Source organism: Paenibacillus sp. FSL F4-0243 (assembly GCF_037963295.1).
Taxonomy (GTDB): Bacteria; Bacillota; Bacilli; order Paenibacillales; family Paenibacillaceae; genus Paenibacillus_AQ.
The window spans coordinates 1,611,329-1,636,023 of record NZ_CP150151.1; the positions used below are offsets into that span (position 1 = coordinate 1,611,329).

A 24,695-nucleotide genomic window follows, 5' to 3' on the forward strand; every position below is an offset into this window, starting at 1 on the left:
AAAAGTGCGGAGAATTTTCTCCGCACTTTTTGCTTTATCTATATTTAAAATTGAAAATCTTCATCTTTCAGCGGTTCCACGTTAAGCGCCCGGACGTATCCGTTACCTTTTTTCGAGAAGAAATCATGCTGCTTGGTGTGGGTACTGATGCCATTCTGAACAATCGGGTTGATCTCTTCCTCGTCGAATAGCGGATCATGCCCCAGATTCATCATGGCTTTGTTAGCATTGTATCTAAGGAAGGTCTTGACCTCGTACACCAGTCCGATGGGAGCGTAGATCTGCTCGGTATAACGTTCTTCATTCTCATGTAGCAGTCTAAGGAGGTCTACCAGCTTCTGGTGTAGCTCACGCTGCTCGTCATCTGGTAGCCCGTCAAAGATCTCCTGCGCCAGCACACCGACATATACGCCATGGATGCTCTCATCCCGCAGAATAAGGTCGATGATCTCACCGCTGCATGTCATTTTGCCTTGGCCAGCTAGATAAAGCGGGTAGAAGAAGCCACTGTAGAACAAGTAGCTCTCGAGCAGCACTGAGGCTGCCATGGCAAGGTACAGATCTTTGGGTGAATCTATTTTTTTGTAATATTGTGATATGGTCTCTGCCTTGAACTGCAGATAAGGGTTCTCTTCAACCCAGCGGAACACACTGTCAATCTCCTCTGTGGAGGACAAAGTGGTGAAAATGCTACTGTACGATTTGGCGTGAATCTGTTCCATCATGCCCATAAAGCCAAGCACAGCCTTGCGCTGAAGACCTTCGACATGCTCCATAATCTGCGGCATACCTACTCCGCCTTGAATCGTATCCAGCAGTGTGAGTCCGCCGAGTACCTTCATATAGGAGTCCTTTTCTTGCTCACTGAGCGTGAGCCAGGACATTTTATCATCGGATAATGGAATTTCATCGTCCGTCCAGAATTGCATAATGTTCTGATTCCAGAACATCAATGAGAAATCGTCGTCGGGACGGTTCCAGTTAACGGCTTGGATAGCGGTCATAATATGGCAATCTCCTTTTCTGCGGCTATAGCCTTCCAGTTAGATCGAGCAGGTGAGGCATTCCTCGACGGACAGCTTTTTGGTCCGGGTGTAATACAGCGACTTCAAGCCTTTATGCGCCGCGTACAGATAGGAACGGGCCAGTTCTCTGGTTGAGACATCACTGTTCACATGCAGAACGGTCGAGATGCCCTGGTCGATATGGGGCTGAATTTCCGCGATTAAATCGATCACCTTGAACTGATCCATTTGGTAAGCCGATTTATAGAAAAATACATTGTCTGGACGCAGGTACGGCATCGGATAGTAAGTCGTCGAATTAGCATAAGTCCGTGTCTCAATCTGCTCTACAATAGGCATAACGCTTGAAGTAGCATTTTGAATATAGGAAATGCTGGCTGTCGGCGCAATTGCTAAACGGTAAGCATGGTACAAGCCATTTGCTTTTACTGCATCCCGCAGTTGTTCCCAGTCCGCAGGGGATGGGATGAAAATATCTCCGAACAGCTCTTGTACCCTTGGCGTTACAGGGCGGTAATCCGTAGTCAGGTAACGCTCAAAATAAGCTCCTGTAGCATAATCAGAAGCCTCAAAACCATGGAAAGACCGGCCGGTTGCAGCAGCGATCTCCATGCTTTTCTCCAGTGAATGGTAGTTCATGGTCATGAAGAAGGTCCGGGCAAAATCGCGAGCCTGTTCGCTTTCATAAGCGATCTTGTTCTTGGCCAGATAGCCGTGCAGATTCATGACGCCGAGACCGACGGAGTGCATCTCTTTGTTAGCTTTGGCTACGCCTGGGGCATTAGAGATGCTGGTCATATCGCTGACTGCAGTCAAGGCGATCATGCCTTCATGTACCGATTCACGGATTTTGCCATGCTCCATCACGTTGACAATGTTCAAGGAAGCCAGATTGCAGCTTACATCACGGCGGATGGTATCTTCCTGTCCGTAGTCAGCAATTTCTGAGGTCTCCTGCAGCTGGAAGATTTCTGTGCAGAGGTTGGACATTTTGATCTGTCCGACATTTTTCAGGGCATGGGCCGCATTAGCGTTGCTCTTGTTCATAATATATGGATAGCCAGATTCCAGCTGGATCATGGCGATTTTGGTCAGCATATCCCGTGCGCTCATGGCCTTTCTCTTTTTGACACGTGGATCGGCTAGCAGCTTATCGTACATATCATCCAAATCCATGTCATCAAGATGCGTGCCATAAGCCTTGTACACACTGTAAGGGGCAAATACATGGAGCGGTTCATTGTCCTTCGCCAGCTTATAAAAGTGATTCGGAATGATCAGGCCGATGGACAGGGTTTTGAGTCTTGTTTTTTCGTCGGCGTTGATCTTCTTACTGTCGAGAAATTCAAGAACATCCCATCCAAAAATATTGTAGTAGGCGGCTCCAGAACCTTTACGTTGACCCATCTGGTCAGCATAGGAGAAGCCGTCCTCCATCAGCTTGAGCACAGGTATAATGCCCTTAGCCGCATCCTCGACACCCTTGATTGTCTCACCGCGGGAACGAAGCTTGGACAGGTTGACAGCCACGCCACCGCCGATCTTCGAGAGCTGCATGCAGGTATTGAGCACATAGTTGATCGAATTAAGCGAGTCGTCCATTTCGATAAGGAAGCAGGAGACAAGCTCACCGCGACGACTCTTGCCGGCGTTTAAGAAGGTTGGGGTCGCTGGCTGCAGACGCTGCTCCATCATCGAACGGGCAAGCATGCCAGCAGTAGCGGCGTTCCCGCGCCCTAGGTGAAGGGCAACTGCCGCCACACGGTCCGGATAATGCTCCAGATATTGCTTGCGGTCATTGCTTTTTACAGCGTAATCCGTATAGAACTTCGAAGCAGCCATATAGGATGGAAAGCTGAAGTTGTAAGAATGGGTAATTTGGTAAACTTCCTCAATTTCAGCCACGCTGTACTGCTCGTAAAAATTTTCGTAGAAATCCTGTTCAATCATATAATCAACCTTGGCTTTTGTATTCGCAAAAACCAGGCTCCGCCGTTCTACATCCCGCATAAATTCGGCTACTGCCTCAAGGTCTTTATCCAATTGAAAGAAACCACTTTCGTCTCTCTTCATCAACATGTTGTTTAGTTCAATATGCCGCAACTCGGCTCACCTCCTGTTTAATTCGTTCCACATCACCAAATGTGCCCGACAGCTCAAATTTACCGATAACTGGTACATTGTACCGATCTGCAATCAAGTCTGCGCTATGCGCGAACAGCTCGCCCCAGTTCTTGTTGCCGCTGGCGGCGATGCCTTTCAAATTGGAATAATTGTTCTTCAAGAAAGAAGACACCTTCTCTGGAATCTGTCCAAAGCCGGTGGTATATGTAATAAGCACATAGGGCTCGTCAATGGTCATATGCTCTTCAATCTGCACAGCTGGCAGCTTAAGCTTACCAATGAAGCGTTTGACGTTTCCGGTTTTTGAATCGTATGCGACTAGCATGGAGTCTCTCCCCCTGTATATATTACTGTAAAGATTGAATAGATAAGCTATAAATACTGGAAAATCATATGCATACTATATTTAGTGTGCGTTGTTTATTTTAATCACTATATGTTGGAAAGTCAACATGAAAAGTGCTTCCTAACTAGTTGGAAATTGGTCTAGTAAACGCTCTATTAAAGTGTTGATATCCCGAAAATACGCAGGTTGGAGCGGTTTGCTAAGGCAACTGTACTGTTTTTCGTTCTGGATCTTGCTGCATCATTTTTATCATGACTAATTAGCGTCGCTCCGTTGAGCAGAACTGGGAGCAGATGGATGAGATCATTAATGAAGCTAAAGCGGAGAGACTAACAATGGGTTTGTATAATTTCCCCCGTACATGCACTTCTAGGCATCTACCCACATACAATAAGATGACCATGAACCCGTAAGGCTAACAGATCGGTTTCATTGTACAAGTGCGGGAGGTGTCGCCAAGTTGCCTGGATTCTTAAGTACGATCGCGTTGCTAATCAAAGAACTGACGTTGCTGGTATCCTACGTAAGGAACAACGCATTTCCACAGCCGCTCTCGGAGCAGGAGGAAAGCAAATACTTAGGCATGATGGCTGAAGGGGATGCTAAAGCCCGAAATTTGCTTATCGAGCACAATTTGAGACTTGTCGCCCATATAGTAAAAAAATTCGATAACACTGGGGAAGACATGGAGGATCTGATCTCCATCGGCACGATCGGCCTGATTAAAGCCATCGAGAGCTATCGCCCGAACAAAGGAACAAAGCTAGCCACTTTTGCTGCCCGATGTATCGAAAACGAAATTCTGATGCACCTAAGATCCTTGAAGAAAACTCGTAAAGATGTATCTCTGCACGACCCAATTGGGACAGACAAGGAAGGAAATGAAATTACACTTATCGATATCCTCGGCTCGGAAGCGGATGATGTCATTAAAGAAGTTGATCTGAAGATCGAGAAAAGTAAGATTTATCGCAATCTTGATATACTGGATGACCGGGAAAAGGAAGTTGTGGTGGGGCGGTTTGGATTGGATACGGGCGGTGAGGAACGAACGCAGAGGGAGATTGCGAAGGAGCTTGGGATCTCACGGAGTTATGTTTCGCGGATAGAGAAGAGAGCGCTCATGAAGTTGTATCATGAGTTTTATAAGGCGAAGCGCTAGGATCTTAGATAATAACTAAAGATTCACTATAGAGTGTTTTAAAAGCGACTTGCCAATAAGGGAGTTGCTTTTTTGTTAATTCAAGTAGTTGGGCTAAATGAACATAAAAAAAGCATATTCAGAAACGACGAGACTCTTAGGTTATTTTAAAGTGATCAGTGATCCCTACATTTGGGATAACACAAGCAGGTGGTCTTGGGAGCTAGAAGTAAAGAATTTATGTCCAGAATACAGTGAATCTTGGGTTGCATTCGATAATACGACAGCCAGTATCGTGGCATCCTACGACCATGTTCATCCGGTAACCAATGTCGGAGGAAGAACTCTTGGTACATTGCAATATGGATGGGATAGAATACAACTATCAGATGATCTGATTAGTCTTTCCCAAACTGTCGCCACGTTAAAATCCACATTGGACGCAGAGGGAATTGACATGCTAAAACATTTGAAGCAGCTCTCCCAAAAATTTTCGGACGTTAGTACAAGGGCATCCGCTTATCATATAGAACGTTTACTTAAACCTTATTCAACTAAAGAAAGGGAAATTTTTAAGGCTATTGAAGAGTTGAGCTCTAAACGAAAAGGAGCCTTAATTGTTATTCAAAGGGAGGATTTATTGGAAGAACGGCTCAATATAGGGACTCCAATGTTTGCTGAAATTTCAAGTTCTCTCTTGGATTCCATTTTTAATGTGAACAGTCCCTTACATGATGGAGCGGTACTCATACGAAACGACATCATAGTATCTGCTGCAAACATTCTCCCACTAACCAAACGAACTTTTAAAAAAAGAAAAGTTGGAACACGTCATCGAGCAGCTATAGGATTATCGGAAATAACGGACGCTCTGATATTTGTCGTATCTGAGGAAACAGGGAAGGAGTCATTCTCATTTAACGGCTCAATATACCCTTTTAAGATCGTAGAGGATTAAGAAAAACTGCTTAGGGAGTGGCTTATGGAAACTCATCGTCTCTGTATCGGAAACTCAAAGCCTTTATACCTTGATATAACAAAAAAACTGTCAGTGATAGAAGAGATCCTTAACCTTACCATTTTAAAATTAGAACAAGATGATATCGAAATTCTTAATGATTTTGAAGAAATATCTAAAAGTTTGGGCGATTTAGAAACCATCATTTCCACTTACCTTCTGAATTGTCTTCTTTCTGAATACACAGATAGCAGTAAACAGGTTTCAAACTCTATTCATAAGCTAAGTTCAAAAAAACAGGGAGCGCTAATCGTAATTGAGAAAGATGATCCAGTATTACCTTATATCAGCGATGGAACACCTATAAACGCCCAAATTTCCAGTGCACTGCTGGAGTCCATATTTCAAGAGGAGAGCACACTTAAAAATGGAGCGGTTCTAATTAAATCAAACCTTATTGTATCCGCTGCTAACAAACTGCCTTTAACGGAGCAGATCTTTTGGGATCGAATGTTTGATTATCGAGAAATTTCCGCAATTGGTTTGTCTGAGCGATGTGATGCATTAATATTGCTGATTTATGAAAATGGCACCACCTCGTTTAGTTTGGATGGGAATATTTACCCATTCTCTAGGCATCAAAAACAATAACATGAGGAAGAACCTCCGTCTTCGAAAGCGCTCTTTTTGGATTGTCAACAGTAAATCAATAACATAGCATCTATCAATAAGTACGAATCCCAATGGATCGTTCCAAGATAGATGCTTTTTATTGCATGAAAACACGACTCGCACTTTGAACGGAGGGACTATGCCCGTTCGGTAGCTTACGAACAATAAAGACGGTATATTGGTCACAGACATTAAATACACACAGAAGCGAAATATCAGGCATTGTCTGAGCATTTTCCCACTGGATACTGCTTGAAAAGAAAGCCGAAATAAGTATTCACGGCAATCAACCTGGATTACCTTCTATACAGTACTGAATTATATATAGTGACTTAATTTATGTTACAATGAACTTCTTATCGTAAATTAAGCAGAAATGAGGTCGCCAGAGGATGAAATGTAAAATTAATCGAAATGCAGCTAAAGTTCTAAAAGATATGCTGAGCAGCCAAGAAGCGGAAGGAAAGATGATTCGAGTAGTTATTACACAGAATCACGGGAATCATGGGCACTATGATGTGGTTCTTGATACGCCAACTGAGCATGATGAAATTATCACAACAGACAAGAATATTGAGGTATTGCTGGATACCCGTGAGCCGCTTTTGGATGGTGTTTGGATTCAATATTTTTATGTGCCGCAAGAGGGCTTCTTCATCACGAATCCTTCTACAGGATTTCTTGAAAAATAAGCAGTTGTGTTAAACACGATAAGAGTTCAACCCATAAAACGGGTTGAACTCTTTTTACGAGAGGGCAGGCAAGACTTTCTCGTCAGCCTGAGGAACCGGTTGTGTGACCGGTTCCTTTTCGTTATGTACGCCTAGCATGGGCGTCATCTTTAGGGTAAAAAATTACCGATGCTTCCGGTACACCTTTGGGGACACGCCATATACTTCAGTAAACTGGCGAGTAAAGTAGTTGCTGTCGTTGAATTTGCTTTTATAATAATGATCTGCTGCTGCGACACATGATTAAACCGGTTTGTGATCGACATCGGTACGATGGAACAAGAATAACGAGCGTCCCTTTTTGACATTTGACATCGTATCGAGTCCACAACCTCAAAAAATTCGATAACACCGGGGAAGACATGGAGGATTTAATCTCCATAGGAACAATTGGCTTGATCAAAGCTATTGAGAGCTATCGTCCAAACAAAGGGACAAAGCTAGCTACTTTTGCTGCCCGTTGTATCGAAAACGAAATTCTGATGCACCTAAGATCCTTGAAGAAAACACGGAAAGACGTATCTCTGCACGATCCGATTGGGACAGACAAGGAAGGTAATGAAATTACACTCATTGATATCCTTGGTTCCGAGGCTGATGATGTCATTAAAGAGGTCGATCTTAAGATTGAGAAAAGCAAGATTTATCGTAATCTTGATATTCTGGATGACCGAGAGAAAGAAGTTGTGGTGGGTAGGTTTGGGCTGGATACAGGTGGAGAAGAGAGGACGCAGCGGGAGATTGCGAAGGAGCTTGGGATCTCACGGAGTTATGTTTCGCGGATAGAGAAGAGGGCGCTCATGAAGTTGTATCATGAGTTTTATAAGGCGAAGCGGTAAGACTGATGACAATTACACAGTAATAATCCATTAATAATAAAACTTGAAAAGCGACTTGTCTAAGGATGAGTCGTTTTTTGTGTAGATAGGGTTCACCCTACTTATGATACGGTTCACCGTAACATCTATAGAGCGAAATACAGGTAATTCTCATACCTATACCGTTTACAATTCCCCTTTCTGTAAATTGCCTAATAGCATCACTAGCATATGATCCTTCAATATCAGAATAACTGACTGTTATATCCTGTTGAAACAGTCACTCATAAGTATATTTCTTCTTGATTGATAGGCATTTTGCTCTCAATCCACCAAGTTACTAAACTAAGCACGGCTCCGATGTACGCCTCTATTTTAATTTGCTGTACTATTCCACATATTCGTACTTTTCATTAAAAACCCGCACTTGATTTCGACCAGCTCTTTTGGCAGCATAAAGTGCTTCATCAGCTTTATGAAGAAGTTGATGGATTGTTTCCTCCACAGCTCCTGTCGTTACGGATACCCCAAAACTAGAGGTAATCGTTACCAATTTTTCATTTTCAACTAGAGGCTTCTGTTCAATGCAAAATCTAAGGTAATTAGCGAAGTTTTCCCCTTCCGCTAGTGTATAACCAGGTAAAGCGAGTACAAATTCTTCACCACCATATCTAGCAAATAGTATATGTTCTCCCATCTCAGCCTTACATATTTGAGCCACATGTACTAGCATTTGATCTCCGGTTTGATGCCCATAAGTGTCGTTCACTTTTTTGAAAAAATCAATATCAAATAGAATAATCACAAAGGATGATAATTCACCCTTTGCTTTCATTAAGCTTTGCTCACTTTTCTGGAAAAAGGCACGACGATTGTATATTTGTGTAAGATCATCATAATAGGCTTGATGCTCTAACTTTTGTTGTAATGTATGTAGCTCTGTTATATCCGTAAATATAATTAGTAAGCCAGAGTTATTATTAGATTGTTGAAGCATAGAAATACGTAGCTGATATATATAATTACCTTGATGAATCGTAACATTCAATTTATCTGAGATCGTATCTAATTGAACAGGGAATGATTGATCCGTTAGCATATACCAAACTTGATCAAATGGCTGCCCTAACGTTGATCGATCCAATTCACTAAACATACTTTTACAAGCTTGATTATATTCGATTAATTGATAGGTATCATTAAGCACAATGACACCATCGTTCATACTATTAAAGATCGTTTCCTTTGCAATTGGCATTATTGATAACATTCGAGAGGAGGTAATAGACCAAAGGTACAAAACAGAAGAAAACCAAATAACCATGGGTACAGGATCGATACCATCGGGTGTCACTCCTATGAATAATAAAAATGCAGTCATTATTGGAAGCAGTTGACCGCAGATGAGGGCAAATAATTGAGATCGATATACACTAACGGTTTCCTTCCAGCGTGAAAGCAGCAATAAGAGCGCAGCTAACATACAACAGAAAATGTAAATATTATGTACGGCAAACCATGCCCCATACTCAATCTCACTATATGGAGCCCCGAGCACCGAATGGATATCATATATTCTATAGTAAAAATGATGGGATTCATTAGTTACATTGATGAGAAAAGTAATACAAGGCATTGTAAGTAGCGCGATTATTCTTTTTCTCGTTATTTTATAACCCAAATATTGCATGACAAACATTAATCCTAACGGAGGGAAAAATGGCATCCCTGCATACTGTACAATATTCCAAAATCTAAGCTGTTCTAACGAAGTCGATGTTAAGCTAAAGGCATAACCAAAGCAATAAATCATTGAAGTTAATGTATTCCACATGAACAAATTAGCAATATTTGTATAATAATGTCTCCTCCAATAAGTAAAGACAAGTATAGACAAATTCAGAACAGCCGAAGTACAAACTAATGTTATATATGCTGCTAGCTTCGAATCCAATAGGTATACCCACTTTCATACAATACATATATTTACGTTAACACGATTAATATAAGATGTTGATTTGTTCCTTGAACCATTTACAGGATTCCGTCCACATCACTATTATGTCTGTACTACCCACATCGTATTGATTATTGCTTCATGAAATAGATTGTTTTTAACTTAGCATGACACTCATGACAGTAGCAACACATTTAGCCAATCAGTAATGCTATGATTACTATTTCGTCTATACCGATCACCAAATAGTTAGTACAACATTACGTAATTCATCACTTCTATTGCATTGCAAACAAGTACCCATCGATTGGATGGGTACTTGTTTTTATTTCTAATTATAAAGGCTTCCCCATGTACGACATAAGTCAACTAAATCCATTTAGAATTTTGTAAGGCGCTTGCAGATCTATTCGTATTGTACAGAACGTGCAAGTGCCGCAACAGAGCCGCGAAAATCAGGTCTGCCGTCATCCGTCCACAACAGCTCCGCTACAAATGTATGGCGATTCGGATCGTATAGCGGATCTCCTACAATATGTTTATACGTTCTTGCGTGGAACACAAACAGCGTCTTATCGCCAGTCTCTGACACCGTGAAACTATTATGACCAGGACCATACATCGAGATGCTCTCATCAGTCGTGAGAACCGGTACTTTCGACTTGCGCCATGAGGCAGCATCGAGCAAATCCGAGTCCGCATCGGCTTCAAGCAAGCCCATGCAATAATTGAAATCAGTAGCGCTAGCAGAGTAAGTGAGGAATACCCGATTATCTTTGCGAACAAATGCCGCGCCTTCGTTCACTTTATACCCGATGATCTCCCAGTCATATTCGGGCATCGTAATCATCGTTTGCGCCCCAATCAACGTCCACGGATTGCTCATTTTAGATATGTAGAGATTAGAGTTGCCTTCGATTTCCGGATCCTTTTGTGCCCATACGTAATAGAGGCTACCATTGTGCTCAAAGGTAGTGGCATCGAGGGAGAAGCTTTCCCACGCGGTACGAACCTGTCCTCTTTCCGTCCAGCTGCCTTCGAGCGGATTTGCATTTTCATTCTCCAGTACATACATCCGATGGTCGAACAAGCCTTCTGTCGTTTCCGACGTATGCGCGGCAGCGAAATATACGTACCATTTTCCATCAATAAAATGCAGCTCTGGCGCCCAAATATTGGCACTAAGAATGCCAGTCTCTCTCTTTCTCCAGATCACTACAGGAGCTGATGTAATAAGCCCTTCAAGGTCCTGTGCCCTACGGATTTCAATCCGATTATACTCTGGAACCGAGGCCACGAAATAATAATAACCATCTGAATGTCGGCATATAAAAGGATCAGCTCGTTGCTCGATCAATGGTTTAATGACGCGTAACTCCTCTTGTTGGACTCCCATCTTATCACCTATTTCATAAGTAATAGATACTAACCTTTAACAGCACCCGCAGTCATACCATCAATGAAATATTTCTGGAAAGCGATAAACAATATGAAGATTGGAATGATGGAGAAGAAGGAGCCCACGATCAGAAGGTCATAGTTATTCCCATAAGGAGTTAACAATGTTTTTAAACCGATTGGCAGTGTATATTTGTTTTGATCTCCCAACACCATGAATGGCCACAATAGATTATTCCAGCTATTCATACCATTCAGAATGGCCATTGCCGCAAAGGAAGGCTTCATAATCGGCATAATCACTCTGAAATATATCGCATATTCGTTTGCTCCATCAACTCGCCCAGATTGAATAATTTCTTTTGGTATGCTTCTGAGATATTGCCTAAAGAAGAATATCGTCCCGGCATTAGCTATACCCGGCAGAATGATTGCCGAATAGCTATTCACCATTTGCAAATCATTTATTAAGCTGTACAAAGGAACCAGCAATATTTCAAATGGCACCATCATAATGAGCAACACACATATAAAGAGGAAGTTCTTACCTTTGAAATCATACGCTGCAAAACCATATGCAACAAAAGCGCTTACAAACAGTGTTAAAGCAACCTGAATGATTGTTAACGTCATACTGTTCCAAAACCATACAAAATAATCATGTTGTCCAGTAAATAAATAGATAAAATTATCAAAACTCATTATTTCAAAATTCAAACTTAAGTTAAGACCATATCTTATTAAAGCTTCACCTGGTTTAAAGGAAGAGAGGGCCACTGCGTAGAATGGAACCATAATTATAACGAATAGTATAATAAAGGTACTAATTATGACTATTCTAGCAATTAAGTTGTTCTTCATCTGACTAGTGTCCATTTTAATCCTCCTCCTTTTTGAACATTCCACTAAATTTCAACTGCGTTAAATTGATAATCATAGCAATGACTAATAGAACGATACCAACTGCTGCAGCGTAACCGAGCTTATTCTTCTCAATTCCTTGTCTATACAAATATCCCACTATAGTTAGGCCAATATTTTTCGGTGAATTGTTACCGTTAAACATCATTAAGCTCTCGGTAAACATTGCCAAACCTGCATAAACACTAATTGTCGTAACATATATCGTGGTCGGCTTCAATAATGGCATTGTAATCGATCTGAACTTCTGCCAAGCAGATGCCCCGTCAATTGAAGCAGCCTCATAATAATCATTGTCAATGTTTTTCAAACCAGATAGATAGTACAGCATATTAACACCTGTCCATCGCCAACATGCAAGAATTAATAGTGCAGCCATACTCCATTCTGCATCTTTCAAGAATTTAGTAGGCTCTACACCAAATAGACCTAGAAAACTGTTCATTAATGAACCATCCATTTCGCCGAATGTTAGGCGAAAAATAGTACCCGCCACTGCGACAGATGTCAATGCAGGAAGAAAGAACGAAGATTTAAAAAACTCCCTCCCCAGCATTAACTTACTGTTTATCATAACTGCAAATAACATTGGGAAAGGGATTAACAGCACTAAGGTTCCTAGCATGTATACAACGCTATTTTTAATAGCCATCAAAAACACTTTATCTGTGAATAACTTCGAATAATTCGCTTCACCAACCCATTTTGGATCCTGTCCCAACATCCTATCTTGAAAACTCATTACGAATGAATTTACAAGTGGATAAGACCAGAATATCAAGAATATGATTATGAATGGCAACACAAATACATAAGGTGCAACCTTTTGAGAGTATACAAATTTCTTTATCATAATCCCACTCTCCCTTGACTATGACTAAACCTGCCGAGCACCATTCTTGCCGACAGGCTTAATCATAACCATTTACTTATTATTTTTATTTCAATTCTTGTTCAATTGCTGCCTGTGCTTCATCGAGAGCTTCCTTCACGTCTTGGCCATCTTCAAAGATCGCATTCAGAGTAACCGTATTGAGCACATTGCCGATCGTCGGTGAAGCTTTTACGGATTTGATAGCTCTAATTTCGTCTTTGATTTCATTCAAAGTATCAAATGCATTTGTTTTAAAATACTGGACGTATTCGTTATCAGGGTTTTTCGTTACAGCCTCATCTTTCCATACTTCCATATTGATTGGGTCAAATCCAAGTGTATTCCAGATTTCAGTAGTAGCTTCTTTCGAAAGCTTAGCAAAAGCTACAAACTCTTTTGCCAACTGAACGTCTTTACCAGTCTTAGTAACAACTGTGCCAGTACCGCCTAAGCCAACGGAACGAGGATTACCTTCTTCGAATACAGGCAATGGAGCAATTGCATACTTACCTTTAAGGTCCTTCATTTCGTTTACAAAGCGGGACATGTACCACTCAGGCATCAATGCGCTTGCGTAGTTGCCTTTGTTGTATTCGCCTTTTGCTTCTTCTGTGTCGGGTTGTCCGCCTGGGATCGTATGAATAACATTATTCTTCTGCAGGTCAACTAACATTTCAAACGCTTTAATCATCTCAGGGGAGTTAACTTTTGGATTGCCATTTTCATCTGTAAAATCAGCGTTTTGCTGAGCAAGTAACAGCGAGGCTTGCCACGTAGCGGATGTATCAGCAGTACCTAAGTACTTACCAGTCTTTTCATAAACCTTGATACCTGCTTGATTGTAATCTTCCCAAGTTTTGATCATCTTGTAGTCAACACCTGCTTGTTCGAGAATTTCCGTGTTGTAGAAAGCAAGCGTAGCACCTACGTGATAATCAAAGCCATAAACCTGGTCAGCTTTGGAGTAAATATCGACACGTGAGGGAACGACAACGTCTTTGTATGGTGCAAATACATCATTCAAAGATTCCAGTGGAACGTTGTCCCCTTCCAAGAATTTAGGGAACTGACCAAGCTCGATATCCGCAATATCAGGAGCACCTTTTCCACTTGTAACTGCCAATAAGAGCTTGTTGTGCATATCATCGTAAGGCATAACCGTTACATTCAACTTAATCTGTTTGTCTGGATTCTGTTGGTTCCATAACCCCAGCATTTTATCCAAATGCTTGCCATGCAAATCTACGAATGTCCAAAATGACATTTCTGTTGCATTCTCACCGGCATCAGCGCCTAACTGCTGTGTTTCCGTTGATGAACTGGAAGACTTACTACATGCCGACAAAACTAGTGACATCATAAGGATTGTAACGATGGAGATTAATGTAATGCGTTTTTTCATTTGTTCGTCATCCTCTCTTTTTTTGTTACTCATTTGAGATGCTGGGTGACTGGTCACTTCTGTTAATTTAAGCGGTTTTAATACGTCTCGTTACCAACCTTCTTAACATGATTCTAACCTTTCAATGAAAAGACACCTTCGTAATAAATTTCCTAATTCTGTATTGTAAGCGCTTTATAAATTGCATTATAATATATACGTAATATATTTTATATAACCAATTGATTATAAAAATCATTAAATTTTAAGGGAGATGTACTTATTTGAAAAAGCTGGTGCTCTACAAGCAAATTCAAGAAGATATTGTACAGAAAATTAAATCTGGGCAGCTTCGGCCAACGGACCGCGTCCCTTCTGAACAAGAATTAATGGACGAATTCAAAGTAAGTAAAATAACCGTCAAAAACGCCTTAACCCAGCTAGCTGACGAAGGATTAATTATACGCGTACAAGGCAAAGGCACATTCGTCTCTTCTAGTCTTGATGTTTCTAGCATTGATTCTCCATTATCTCCACACAGCGCGTCGTCCTTGCCGCTCATCGGCTTCATTATTCCGACGATGGTAACCCGTGTCATTCAGAAGCTCGTCGACTACACGGAACAATTCCTGTCTGAAGCTGGCCTTAACATGGTACTAAGCATCACGCGAGAGTCCTCCTCTATCGAATCGAACGCCATTCGTACACTAACGGGGCTCGGTGTGAAGGGACTGATCGTTTTTCCAACAGAAGATGAGAAGTACAACGAATCACTACTGCGTCTGTCGCTCGATAAATTCCCATGTGTGTTCATCGACCGCTACCTGCGCAACATTGAGACATACACGATTACATCAGACAATTACGGCGGTGCGTATAAGGCTGTCTCTCATTTGCTATCCAAGGGTCATCATCAGATTGCGCTCATCTCACCTGAGAATGCCAATACAGCCATCGAGGATCGCACGCTCGGCTTCGAGAAGGCGTACACAGATCGAGGTATATCAATCGACAAGAGCTTGTGGTGTCACATCCCTCTCGACATTCTACGCGGTAAGCAAGCATTGGACTATGTAAGCGACTTCTTGCAGGGGCATAGTGGAATTTCGGCAGCTTTCTCCTTAACCGAAGAAACCGCACGCCTTACATCGGCCGCTATCAGCCGTCTCAACAATCACTCAAATATCGATTTGCTATCTTTCGATAATCCACATCTTTCATTCGTAGCTTATGTACAGCAGGATGAACAGGAAATGGCACGTACAGCCGTAAAGCTGTTACTTGAACAAATAGAGAATATATATTCACCTAAGAATGCCGTCATTCCCGTGCAGCTCATCTTCCCCTAACTATTTCATTGGACTTTATCGACACTCTAGGAGCACCTTCAGTAGAAGTTGTCTTCTTTTGCGTTCCAGCGCATAGAGTATAACAATATATCATAAAGGTGCTAGCGGCCAAAACGGGAGATTCGCTCCACTTTGTTACGAAAACCGCTGATTCATACGGATGAAACCGATCTTCGGGTCGGGGAGTGAGTGTCAAGGAATCTCAGAGCATGATGATCATGAAGGAATATTCAAATGTCTCCAGGAACTCAATGAGGAAATAAATATGAAAATGTTTATATGAGCAAATAATTTTCTAGGCGCTGGATGGAGTAAGATCGAGTAGGGATGACATGCCGAGTGTACCGACTTGTACATCGACCGAGCCCCCACCATAGTAGATTGTAAGATATTCATACTGATTTGAGACCATATTTTATTCACGTTTTGTAGCCAACTATTTGTAGAATCTTTATAGTGATTATCGCCGCTGTAGCTTGCAGTAATAGTGTGATTACCAACCGTAAGATCTGACGCCTCATAGACCGCTAGTCCCCTAGCATACAGTCCCTAACTCTACTTTTCCGCCATAAAAAGTGATAGTCCCGCTAGGAACAAACGACTTACAGAGGGAACTTCTGCTATAAACGAGACCGTCTTTCCATAATCCGAAAAAAAGTCTTTTCGTTCTACTTGTGGTACGGTTCATCGCACTATCTGTAACGGCAAGTTATAAGGCCATCCCTTTCGGGATGGCCCTTTCTGTAAACGTGGTTACTCGAGTACTCTGTCATTTTTAATTGAATTTCTTTTAATTAATAGTTCCTATTAATCTGGAAACAATTGCTGCAAACTCTGCTCTAGTAATATCTTTTTCAGGCTTAAATGTACTGTCTGCGTAACCTGTAATAATATTATTGGATGCGAGTGCATCAATGGAATCATAATACCATGCATTTCTTGTAACATCTTTGAATGATGTGTTTCCAGTACCTGTTAGCTTAAAAGCTCGAGTGATTAGTGTCGCTAATTCACCACGACTAATCTTCTCATCTGGACGGAATCTTCCGTCACTATATCCGTTCATCAAGCCTGATCCAGCAGCTGCACCAATAAACTTATTCGCCCAATGAGTTGGAGATACATCTATAAAGTTACTTTCTTGTCCTTCAAGTCCCATGTAAGTTGCAATTACTTTAATTGCTTCGGCACGAGTCAAACCTGAATTTGGACGGAATGTTCCATCGGAATACCCCGTCAATAATCCCTTAGCAATTAGTGCGTCAATGCTTGTTTTTGCCCAATGATTCATTGTATCTACAAAACTAACAACTTTCGGTTTATCTGCTGGTGTTATTGTTTCTGCAGGTGACGGTGTTTCTATAGGCGTTGTTATTGCTGGAGGTGTCACCGTACCTCCTCCAGTATTTGGATGGGTTGGTCCATTATCTGTGTTTGGATCAGGATTAGTAGAGTTTGAAACGTATTGAAGTGTTGGAGCAAATGTTGTAAGTAGTCTAGCTTGACTTTGTTGCTCAAGAGCGTAGCTCATGCCTAAAACTTTTGCATCGTCCCATGCTCTACCAACCAGTTGCATAGAGATAGAATATCCGCTGTCATTCGTTCCTACAGGAACAACTACCGTAGGGAGACCCACATTAGAGGTTAATACGCCCGTGTTACGGTCAGAACTTAATTGAGAAGCTGATGCGTCATTGTTATATACGTCACTAATAAAACCTGCATAAACAACAGCATCAACGCCATTCGCGTCCATCCAGTTTTTAATAACTTCCTTATAGTCGGTTCTATACATAATGTAATCTTGTACAGCTTGTTCAGTCATACGAGTTGGAGTACTATATCCTCTTTGATTATAGATAAGCACCTTATCTGAAGCTAGTACACTTGCTCCATCAATATAAGGGAAGTCCTTATGAAGCTCAATATAACGTGCCCAACCTTCAGTAGATCCATTAATACCTGAAGGACGACTAGGGCCTGATGGTACAGCTGACATTTCAACCATTGTCGCCCCCGCTGCTTGAAGCTCTGAGAACTTATCCATCACTGCCCGTCCAGTATCATCATCAGCATATGCAGATACAAAGGAAGCAGGAATATATCCAATTTTCTTTCCTTTCAATGCATTAGCATCCAGAGATTCCTTCCAATCCACTGGACGCTTATGATCTGCATCAGCAGTGACTGTGAAAATATCTTGTGGGTCCGTACCCGTTGTAGTATTCAATATAATGGCTAGGTCAGTTACTGTTTTAGCAATGGGACCTGCATAATCTTGTCCCCAAGTGAGTGGAAGTACTCCTGTAGTACTTGCCATACCGTCTGTACCCCGGAAGCTTTTTAAGCTAGCGCCTGTAGTTGGTGCATAGAGAGATACCCCTGTTTGCGATCCCATTGCTGCTGCTGCAAAATCAGCTGCAACAGATACTGCAGACCCGCCGCTTGAGCCAAAAGATGTTTTTGATGGATAGAGTGCATTCCATGTTTGCTGCCAGCCGCTCTCACTAAAGCTTCCGCTGTTAGCAAACTCAGAAGTATTTACTTTACCAATAATTACAGCTCCAGCTTCCCGCAGCTTTTTCACTTGGAATGCATCGGAATCAGGCTGCCAGCCTTCAAGAGCTTTACTGCCACCTGTAGTAGGCATATCCTTTGTGTCATAAATATCTTTTATCGCAATTGGAATACCCAATAAATCACCTTTTACACCTTGTGCACGGGCATCGTCAGCAGCTTTTGCTTGGTTAAGCGCAGTTTCAGATACATGCAGGAATGCATGGAATCCCAATTGTCCCTCATCGTATACCTTAATTCTATCTAAATAGGCTTGAGTAATTTGTACAGAAGTAGTTTTACCATTAATCATATCCTTCTGCATTTCTGCAATTGATTTATTCTTAACATCATACGGCGATGAAGTTATTAATTCTTTGGCCGCAGGAGCATTTGGAATATCCAGATGATCTCCAGTATCAAGTCCCTCTATAGCAGATATATCCCAGTTGCTAATTGAACGAATTTGTGCGTTTGTTAATCCTGTTACATCCAGCAGACTATTAAGTCCATCTAGCATAGCAACCAGATTTTTCAACCCTTCTTCACCAGCTTCTCCAACTTGTACATAATTTACTAGGGACTTCGATTCGCCCGGTCCAATATTTAGTGAATTAATGAACCCATAGAAATTCGCTTCATTTCCATACTCAGCTAAGGGTACTGTGAATGGATCCTGTTGCTGATTCCCTAGACCTGTTAATCCATTATCAAACGGTTTTGGAGATCCCACTGCAACGCCTAGCGGCTTATTGTTTCTGGCACTGCTATCTACAACAATCCATGAATCATCTGTAGTTACCTTTAAATCGCCTGAGTAGGTTGCCTTAACTACTGAAGCATTTGTTGTTGTACCATATCCTAAAGAGCCACCGAATGATACATCAACTTTTATAGCGACATCATTTTTATTAGTGAATGTATCAAAGAATCTCGTTCGATTATGAATAGTATCCACATACACCTCACGTGTTACAGTTACATTTCCTAGATTTACAGATTGAGCCGAAGTAAACTTATTAACGCCATCGTATTTCAAGTCAAACCCACGCATCATTTGACCATTCATCAGTGGAGCTGAAGGCGAGGACACTTTAACAAAGATATTGCCGAAACCTTGTACTTGTGTAGCACCAACTGTACGCAAACTTCCTGTGTCTAAGCTAGGAGCAAAAACATCGTGAATCTCCCATACTGTGCCACTTTCTGAAGTAACTCTAGTTAAAGCGTCAGCTGTTTGGAACGGAATTACACTCGTAGCAATAACAGATAACACAATTGAAGTAGCTATAAATTGCTTTTTACTCCAATTTTTTTTTGCAGGTGAATATTCAGATCGGGTGGAACCAGAATGATCTCTTTTAGTTTCACGTAGACGTTTGAACTTATTCATGTGCGTAATCTCCTTTTCCTTTATGTATTTTATTATTTAATGTTAGGAAATATAACACTAGTATTTGTTACAGTCAATAAATATTATCAATTTAATATATTTTGAGTTTGAAAAAAGGAAAAAAAGGCTTTTTTGATTATTTTGTGTAATGTATATGTAAACTATTATTTTAAATAGATAACGTTATATGGTAGGTTTTAGGGGCCGTAAGATATTGAGTATCATCATCCGGCTGCATCATCAAAAACCTTTAATTTCACGAAATCAAAAAGAAGAGGAACAGCTAATAATTAACGGAGAATATTATGTTTTTCATTTCATGAAAGTGGAAGATTTCTATATGGGAGAATGGCATAAAGCGGAATCACTGATGATTCCAGATGCACGAGCCCGCAAGATCAATAATGGACATCCTGAAAAGAGTAAGGTATCTGCTGGGAAAGAAGCCATAAGAATAGCCAGGTAGTATATCTGGAATAAGTGGGATTTCATTGTGGAAACCACTTTAGCGGGTGGTAACGTTATAAGGCAGATGAGGGATACAAAGGAACAAGGCTTTGAAATTATTGTGTTTTTATGTGGGACTAGAAGATGTTCGACTAAATATTGAATGTATTGCTCTACGTGTGAAAAACGGTGGCTATCATATTGAAACCGAGGATATTGTTAGACGCAATTTAACAAGTATGAATAATCTCACTTAGAGTTGATTGATCAATTAATTGTTATTGATAATAGTAAAGCTGTAATTGGTTTATTTTTTTTGACATCACATCGTGTCCATAACCTCAAAAAATTCGATAATACTGGAGAAGACATGGAGGATCTGATCTCCATCGGCACGATCGGCCTGATTAAAGCCATCGAGAGCTATCGCCCGAATAAAGGGACAAAACTGGCCACATTTGCGGCTCGTTGTATTGAAAATGAAATCCTGATGCACCTTAGATCCTTGAAGAAAACACGGAAAGACGTATCTCTGCACGATCCAATTGGGACAGACAAAGAAGGTAATGAAATTACACTCATTGATATCCTCGGTTCGGAAGCGGATGATGTTATTAAAGAAGTGGATTTGAAGATCGAGAAGAGCAAGATATATCGAAACCTCGATATATTGGATGACAGGGAAAAAGAAGTTGTCGTTGGTCGGTTTGGATTGGATACAGGCGGGGAAGAGAGGACACAGAGGGAGATTGCGAAGGAGCTGGGAATTTCGCGGATAGAGAAGCGGGCACTCATGAAGCTGTATCATGAGTTTTATAAGGCTAAGCGCTAGGATCTTAAATAATAACTAAAGATTCACTATAGAGTGTTTTAAAAGCGACTTGCCAACAGGGGAGTTGCTTTTTTGTTAATTCAATTAGTTGGGCTAAATGAACAAAAAAACATATTCAGAAAATTATCTTTTTAGCTGCTGAGGGCGGGGGGGCGAACCCGTACGGTACTCACGTACGCAAGATTTTAAGTTCTGCGCTTCTACCTACTGCAATTCACCGTGATCCCGATCATTTTGGTGGTCGGATCAGCCTCCTTTGCCTTCCGGTGGTAGACGCCGGAAAGCAGAACGATAGGCTGCCTGGGTAACACCGTGTAGGTTCGCTCCTCCATCGCAATGGCATACATAGAGCAGCATACATAGAGCAGCTCGAAATCGTACAGCCTCCTTCTCGGGAACAAGCGAGGTGCGATCCTCTGGAACTGTGCGTAATGGATGGAGGGAGTCCGCTCCTGGAAGGAGACTCGCTTGCGGACCGGTGTTGGAGAGGGGGTGGTTCATAGCGGGACAGCTCCCTTACATAGAATTAGACAGAATAACGGAATCGTGCAAAAAGTAACTTTCTTAGCTAAATAAAACTATCCATCATTCTTATATAATAAAGGTAACAAGGTATCATAACTGGATAAAAGTTATTCTGTATTAATCCGGTATAATACAAATGTAGTAGAAGGATATGCATGAAGAATGGTAAATCATCAATACCCAAGAAGATTAGACGCTGTAGGGAGACTTCGGTATCTCCCAACAAGGAGCTTGGATTAACATAAAATAACCTCCGCGAGTGAGAAGGATAGGATGGATGCATCATGAAAAGGTACGGGGCGGTCGTGATAGGTTGCGGTTATATGGGCTCTCTCCACTTGGACGCGATATCACGACAGGAGCGGGTTCGGTTGATCGGCGTAGCGGATTGGAACCGGGACAGGGCCTCCTTAGTGGCAGGCCAATACGGAGCCGAGTGTTGGAGCACGGATTACCGGGTCTTGATCGAGCGTGACGATGTGGATCTGGTCATTATCGCCACGTACCCGTCCTCCCATCTGGAGATCGCAAAAGATTGTCTCGCTGCAGGGAAGCATATCCTATGCGAGAAGCCGATGGCGGGTAATGCACGGGAAACGCAGGAATTCATGAAGCTTGCCCGTGGAGCCAAAACCAAGGTCCTGATCGGTCACATCCTTCGCCATAACACCACGTACCAGGCGGTTATGAAGATGATCCGGGAGGGCGCTATCGGCTTCCCCTTGGTCATCCGGTTATCCCAATTGAAGCCCTCCAAAAATTGGGATTCCCAATTGTCCCTACTCCGGGACGTCTCGCCGATCGTGGATTGCGGCGTACATTATATCGATGTGATGCGTTGGGCTACAGGGGCGGAAGTGGTAAGCGTCAACGGGATCGGGCAGCGTCTCTATGAAGAAGTTCCACCGTACACTTACAATTATGGACTCATGACCCTCCGTCTGTCGGACGGCTCCATCGGCTACTTCGAGACGGGGTGGGGTAAGGGGCTTCCGACTGATAATAGGAAGGAATTCATCGGACCGGCAGGCCGGATCCGTATCATCTACAAGAACGATCGACCACGAGAGGATCAGCATCTGGGAAATCTGGTCGAGGTCGAAGACTACCGGAAAGGAACGGTCCGGATGATCAATATGGACTTCTCCGCGAAGCCTACGGGTGCCCAACTGGACTATTTCCTGTCCATGCTGGAGAACAATTTGCCCGCTATACCGACAATGGAGGATGCATGCCGGGCGATGGATGTCGCTCTCCTGGCCGACCGGGCGATCCATGAAGGAATTACGTTACCTTGCGCGAAATAAGGCTGGACCAACATGGTGATGGTAACAGGGGATGACCCGGTGTATGGTATACACCTGCTGAAGGACTATATCGTCCACATCCATGTGAAGGACAGCATCCGACATAAGCCGGTCGATCCGAGGGATGTGTACGGTGCCGTCGGATACCAGCCGCTGGATCATCAACGGATTGCAGAGCTTGTAAGCTCCGGAGTCATATTCCAGGAGGTTCCGTTGGGCGAGGGGAAGGTAGATTTTGACGCCTACTTCACCGCCTTGCAGGAGAGCGGATACGGGGGGATGCGCCCGAGAGGGAAATAGAGCGGGCGGTCTCCTTCATCCTCCAATACAGGTAACGGCAGACGGCCGTGCGAAATCTCGGGGATCGAAACTGCGTATTGGAAAACCGGGGAATCGCGGCGGATCTAAATAATCAAGTTAATTAATGGGGTTGTTTTGCTGTGTTAGCCCCAGTGGGATTCCGAACAGAAGGGAATGAACCATGGAAAGAAAATTAGAAACCTTAGTAATTTCCCGCCTGGCAAATCAGACGGATGGTTCAGATACAGAAGAAGTCCAGATCATCAAGCAGTATCAATGGCTTAAAGGGTATAACCCGGTCGTTACAGCAAGATTAAATTACAGTCAGGAGGATCTGAAGCTTCAGTTTAAGGTTTACGAAAAGAATCCAATACGAACATATAGAAACATGAATGATCCCGTGTATAAGGATAGCTGCATCGAGTTCTTTTTTCAGCCTACTCCTGATTCGGACCAGCGCTATATGAATTTCGAATTTAATGCGAATGGCGCAATTCTCTTGCAGATAGGAGCGGATCGGTATGATCGCTTCCCAATCACTATCAATCCGGCACTTTTCCACGTCCTATGCACCACGGATCAAATCAATGTTAAAGGAGAAGTCTATTGGGAATTAAGCTTTTCGATCTCATGGGCTTGGGTACAATCTTATTTTTCGGATTTTCGGGCAGTACCGGGAAAAAGGATAAGAGGTAACTTTTACAAGTGCGGCGACGATACGACCTATCCGCATTTTGGAACATGGAGCAAAGTTCATTCGAACAAACCAGATTTTCATAGAAGCTGTGATTTTGGGATTCTGTACTTAGAGTAACTGCGAAATGCAGCGTCAATGAATAACTTCCGAAGCCGCATATACGGGGTTGGAGGTTTTTTATATTTTTTAGGGAAATTAGTCAAATAGAAACAAGATTGATATCATTTCAAATTAAATATAGGTTTATATCTCTATTTGGTAAATAAGTGAGGGAATATATGGAAAAAGTTATGGATATAATCAACAAATGGAACCCAATCGAAATATACCCATTATTGGAGGACGAATATCAATCTGAATCAAAACAGATTATGATAGCGGATATAAATTCTGAATCAGCAGAAACATTGGCTAAAGAGATTTTTAATGTATTTAACGAAAGTTTTGGAAAAAAGTTCAAGAAATCTCTCAAAGAATGTGAGGTAATCGCTGAAGAAATACTAAGATGCAAGCTTGAAAGCTAACAGGTTATCAAATTTGATAGTGCATCATACCTTTCAACAGTTCTTTTTTTTGTGGGGCTACCAGTGCCGAATGAAACCTTCATTTAACCAATAACACACTTAACCCATTTAATGCCGTTGTAATAATTATTGAGTTCTTTTATACGCACGATGGTTACTATTGAGTTTACTCTAAGGGAAAAAGAGAAGTCCTTTATGGCTTTATTAACTATAATGGAAGAAGCATAAATAAGCCTCATTGAATAACTTTACGTGGAGAAGTGGGTACAATAGGCTGTTATGCCAGGCGAATCACTTGCGGTTTGCTGCTATTCGCAAGTAATCGTGCCCATAGAGGCTCCGCGTCAAGGGGACATACTAAAGATGGTTTATCTTCTAGATACATTAGAAATTTCTCGTCCCAAAAAGAGGAATTTTAT

Annotated in this window: 21 protein-coding genes and 1 pseudogene; 12 read left to right on the forward strand and 10 right to left on the reverse strand. The window is 42.0% G+C overall.

Annotated elements, in window-relative coordinates:
- Positions 1–44: 44 nt before the first annotated feature.
- The 3 genes from nrdF to nrdI are packed head-to-tail and all read right to left on the reverse strand — an operon-like array spanning position 45 to position 3,474.
- Positions 45–1,004 carry a class 1b ribonucleoside-diphosphate reductase subunit beta gene (gene nrdF, locus NSS87_RS07310; protein WP_339245936.1) on the reverse strand — a complete coding sequence of 320 codons (960 nt, stop codon included), beginning with the start codon at positions 1,002–1,004 and terminating at the stop codon, positions 45–47.
- A gap of 39 nt (positions 1,005–1,043) precedes the next feature.
- Positions 1,044–3,128 (reverse strand): class 1b ribonucleoside-diphosphate reductase subunit alpha, encoded by a 2,085-nt coding sequence (nrdE, locus tag NSS87_RS07315; protein ID WP_339245939.1) that lies wholly within the window; start codon positions 3,126–3,128, stop codon positions 1,044–1,046.
- Positions 3,115–3,474 carry a class Ib ribonucleoside-diphosphate reductase assembly flavoprotein NrdI gene (nrdI, locus tag NSS87_RS07320; RefSeq protein ID WP_339245940.1) on the reverse strand — a complete coding sequence of 120 codons (360 nt, stop codon included), beginning with the start codon at positions 3,472–3,474 and terminating at the stop codon, positions 3,115–3,117. Before nrdI ends, nrdE begins: the two co-directional genes overlap by 14 nt.
- A gap of 481 nt (positions 3,475–3,955) precedes the next feature.
- On the opposite strand from nrdI, the gene sigK (NSS87_RS07325) reads away from it, so the two are divergent.
- From sigK (NSS87_RS07325) to sigK (NSS87_RS07345), 5 genes are all read left to right on the forward strand, one after another.
- On the forward strand, positions 3,956–4,657 hold the full coding sequence (gene sigK, locus NSS87_RS07325) for an RNA polymerase sporulation sigma factor SigK (RefSeq protein WP_042125228.1): 702 nt from the start codon (positions 3,956–3,958) through the stop codon (positions 4,655–4,657).
- Between the two features lie 97 nt (positions 4,658–4,754).
- Positions 4,755–5,594, forward strand: a complete 840-nt coding sequence (cdaS, locus tag NSS87_RS07330; protein WP_339245944.1) for a sporulation-specific diadenylate cyclase CdaS — start codon at positions 4,755–4,757, stop codon at positions 5,592–5,594.
- Positions 5,595–5,618: 24 nt separating this feature from the next.
- The gene (locus NSS87_RS07335) at positions 5,619–6,245 is read left to right on the forward strand and encodes a diadenylate cyclase (protein ID WP_339245946.1); all 627 of its coding nucleotides are present in this window, start codon (positions 5,619–5,621) and stop codon (positions 6,243–6,245) included.
- Positions 6,246–6,658: 413 nt separating this feature from the next.
- Positions 6,659–6,958 carry an iron-sulfur cluster assembly accessory protein gene (locus NSS87_RS07340; protein ID WP_339245948.1) on the forward strand — a complete coding sequence of 100 codons (300 nt, stop codon included), beginning with the start codon at positions 6,659–6,661 and terminating at the stop codon, positions 6,956–6,958.
- 347 nt (positions 6,959–7,305) lie between these two features.
- Positions 7,306–7,836 carry an RNA polymerase sporulation sigma factor SigK gene (sigK, locus tag NSS87_RS07345; RefSeq protein WP_076193608.1) on the forward strand — a complete coding sequence of 177 codons (531 nt, stop codon included), beginning with the start codon at positions 7,306–7,308 and terminating at the stop codon, positions 7,834–7,836.
- A gap of 367 nt (positions 7,837–8,203) precedes the next feature.
- Here sigK (NSS87_RS07345) and NSS87_RS07350 read toward each other — a convergent pair whose 3' ends face one another.
- The 5 genes from NSS87_RS07350 to NSS87_RS07370 all read right to left on the reverse strand — a co-directional run bounded on the left by NSS87_RS07350 (position 8,204) and on the right by NSS87_RS07370 (position 14,367).
- On the reverse strand, positions 8,204–9,769 hold the full coding sequence (locus tag NSS87_RS07350; RefSeq protein ID WP_076219035.1) for a histidine kinase N-terminal 7TM domain-containing protein: 1,566 nt from the start codon (positions 9,767–9,769) through the stop codon (positions 8,204–8,206).
- Between the two features lie 409 nt (positions 9,770–10,178).
- Entirely contained in the window at positions 10,179–11,168 is a 990-nt protein-coding gene (locus tag NSS87_RS07355; protein ID WP_339245950.1) for a family 43 glycosylhydrolase, read from the reverse strand.
- 29 nt (positions 11,169–11,197) lie between these two features.
- Positions 11,198–12,031 carry a carbohydrate ABC transporter permease gene (locus NSS87_RS07360; RefSeq protein WP_042193441.1) on the reverse strand — a complete coding sequence of 278 codons (834 nt, stop codon included), beginning with the start codon at positions 12,029–12,031 and terminating at the stop codon, positions 11,198–11,200.
- 16 nt (positions 12,032–12,047) lie between these two features.
- Complete coding sequence (locus tag NSS87_RS07365; protein ID WP_339245951.1) at positions 12,048–12,944, reverse strand: sugar ABC transporter permease; 897 nt, start codon at positions 12,942–12,944, stop codon at positions 12,048–12,050.
- Positions 12,945–13,029: 85 nt separating this feature from the next.
- Positions 13,030–14,367, reverse strand: a complete 1,338-nt coding sequence (locus tag NSS87_RS07370; protein WP_042185834.1) for an extracellular solute-binding protein — start codon at positions 14,365–14,367, stop codon at positions 13,030–13,032.
- Positions 14,368–14,630: 263 nt separating this feature from the next.
- On the opposite strand from NSS87_RS07370, the gene NSS87_RS07375 reads away from it, so the two are divergent.
- Positions 14,631–15,695: a GntR family transcriptional regulator gene (locus NSS87_RS07375; protein ID WP_339245953.1), complete on the forward strand. Its 1,065-nt coding sequence runs from the start codon at positions 14,631–14,633 to the stop codon at positions 15,693–15,695.
- Between the two features lie 790 nt (positions 15,696–16,485).
- On the opposite strand, the gene NSS87_RS07380 is transcribed toward NSS87_RS07375, so the two are convergent.
- Positions 16,486–19,644, reverse strand: a complete 3,159-nt coding sequence (locus NSS87_RS07380; protein WP_339245956.1) for an amidase family protein — start codon at positions 19,642–19,644, stop codon at positions 16,486–16,488.
- A gap of 214 nt (positions 19,645–19,858) precedes the next feature.
- Here NSS87_RS07380 and NSS87_RS07385 point away from each other — a divergent pair, with 214 nt between their 5' ends.
- Positions 19,859–20,110 (forward strand): hypothetical protein, encoded by a 252-nt coding sequence (locus NSS87_RS07385; protein WP_339245957.1) that lies wholly within the window; start codon positions 19,859–19,861, stop codon positions 20,108–20,110.
- A gap of 282 nt (positions 20,111–20,392) precedes the next feature.
- A complete protein-coding gene (gene sigK, locus NSS87_RS07390) occupies positions 20,393–20,923 on the forward strand; it encodes an RNA polymerase sporulation sigma factor SigK (RefSeq protein WP_339248452.1) in 531 nt (176 codons plus the stop codon).
- Positions 20,924–21,169: 246 nt separating this feature from the next.
- Here sigK (NSS87_RS07390) and NSS87_RS07395 read toward each other — a convergent pair whose 3' ends face one another.
- A complete protein-coding gene (locus NSS87_RS07395) occupies positions 21,170–21,424 on the reverse strand; it encodes a hypothetical protein (protein WP_156113067.1) in 255 nt (84 codons plus the stop codon).
- A 347-nt stretch (positions 21,425–21,771) separates the two neighbouring features.
- Here NSS87_RS07395 and NSS87_RS07400 point away from each other — a divergent pair, with 347 nt between their 5' ends.
- The 4 genes and pseudogenes from NSS87_RS07400 to NSS87_RS07415 all read left to right on the forward strand — a co-directional run bounded on the left by NSS87_RS07400 (position 21,772) and on the right by NSS87_RS07415 (position 24,276).
- Positions 21,772–22,755: a Gfo/Idh/MocA family oxidoreductase gene (locus NSS87_RS07400; protein WP_339248455.1), complete on the forward strand. Its 984-nt coding sequence runs from the start codon at positions 21,772–21,774 to the stop codon at positions 22,753–22,755.
- A 9-nt stretch (positions 22,756–22,764) separates the two neighbouring features.
- Positions 22,765–23,090: pseudogene (locus NSS87_RS07405) on the forward strand (TIM barrel protein); the annotation flags it as partial.
- Positions 23,091–23,236: 146 nt separating this feature from the next.
- The gene (locus NSS87_RS07410; RefSeq protein ID WP_339245961.1) at positions 23,237–23,869 is read left to right on the forward strand and encodes a carbohydrate-binding family 9-like protein; all 633 of its coding nucleotides are present in this window, start codon (positions 23,237–23,239) and stop codon (positions 23,867–23,869) included.
- A gap of 161 nt (positions 23,870–24,030) precedes the next feature.
- On the forward strand, positions 24,031–24,276 hold the full coding sequence (locus tag NSS87_RS07415) for a DUF1871 family protein (RefSeq protein WP_042185845.1): 246 nt from the start codon (positions 24,031–24,033) through the stop codon (positions 24,274–24,276).
- The last annotated feature ends 419 nt before the right edge of the window (positions 24,277–24,695 follow it).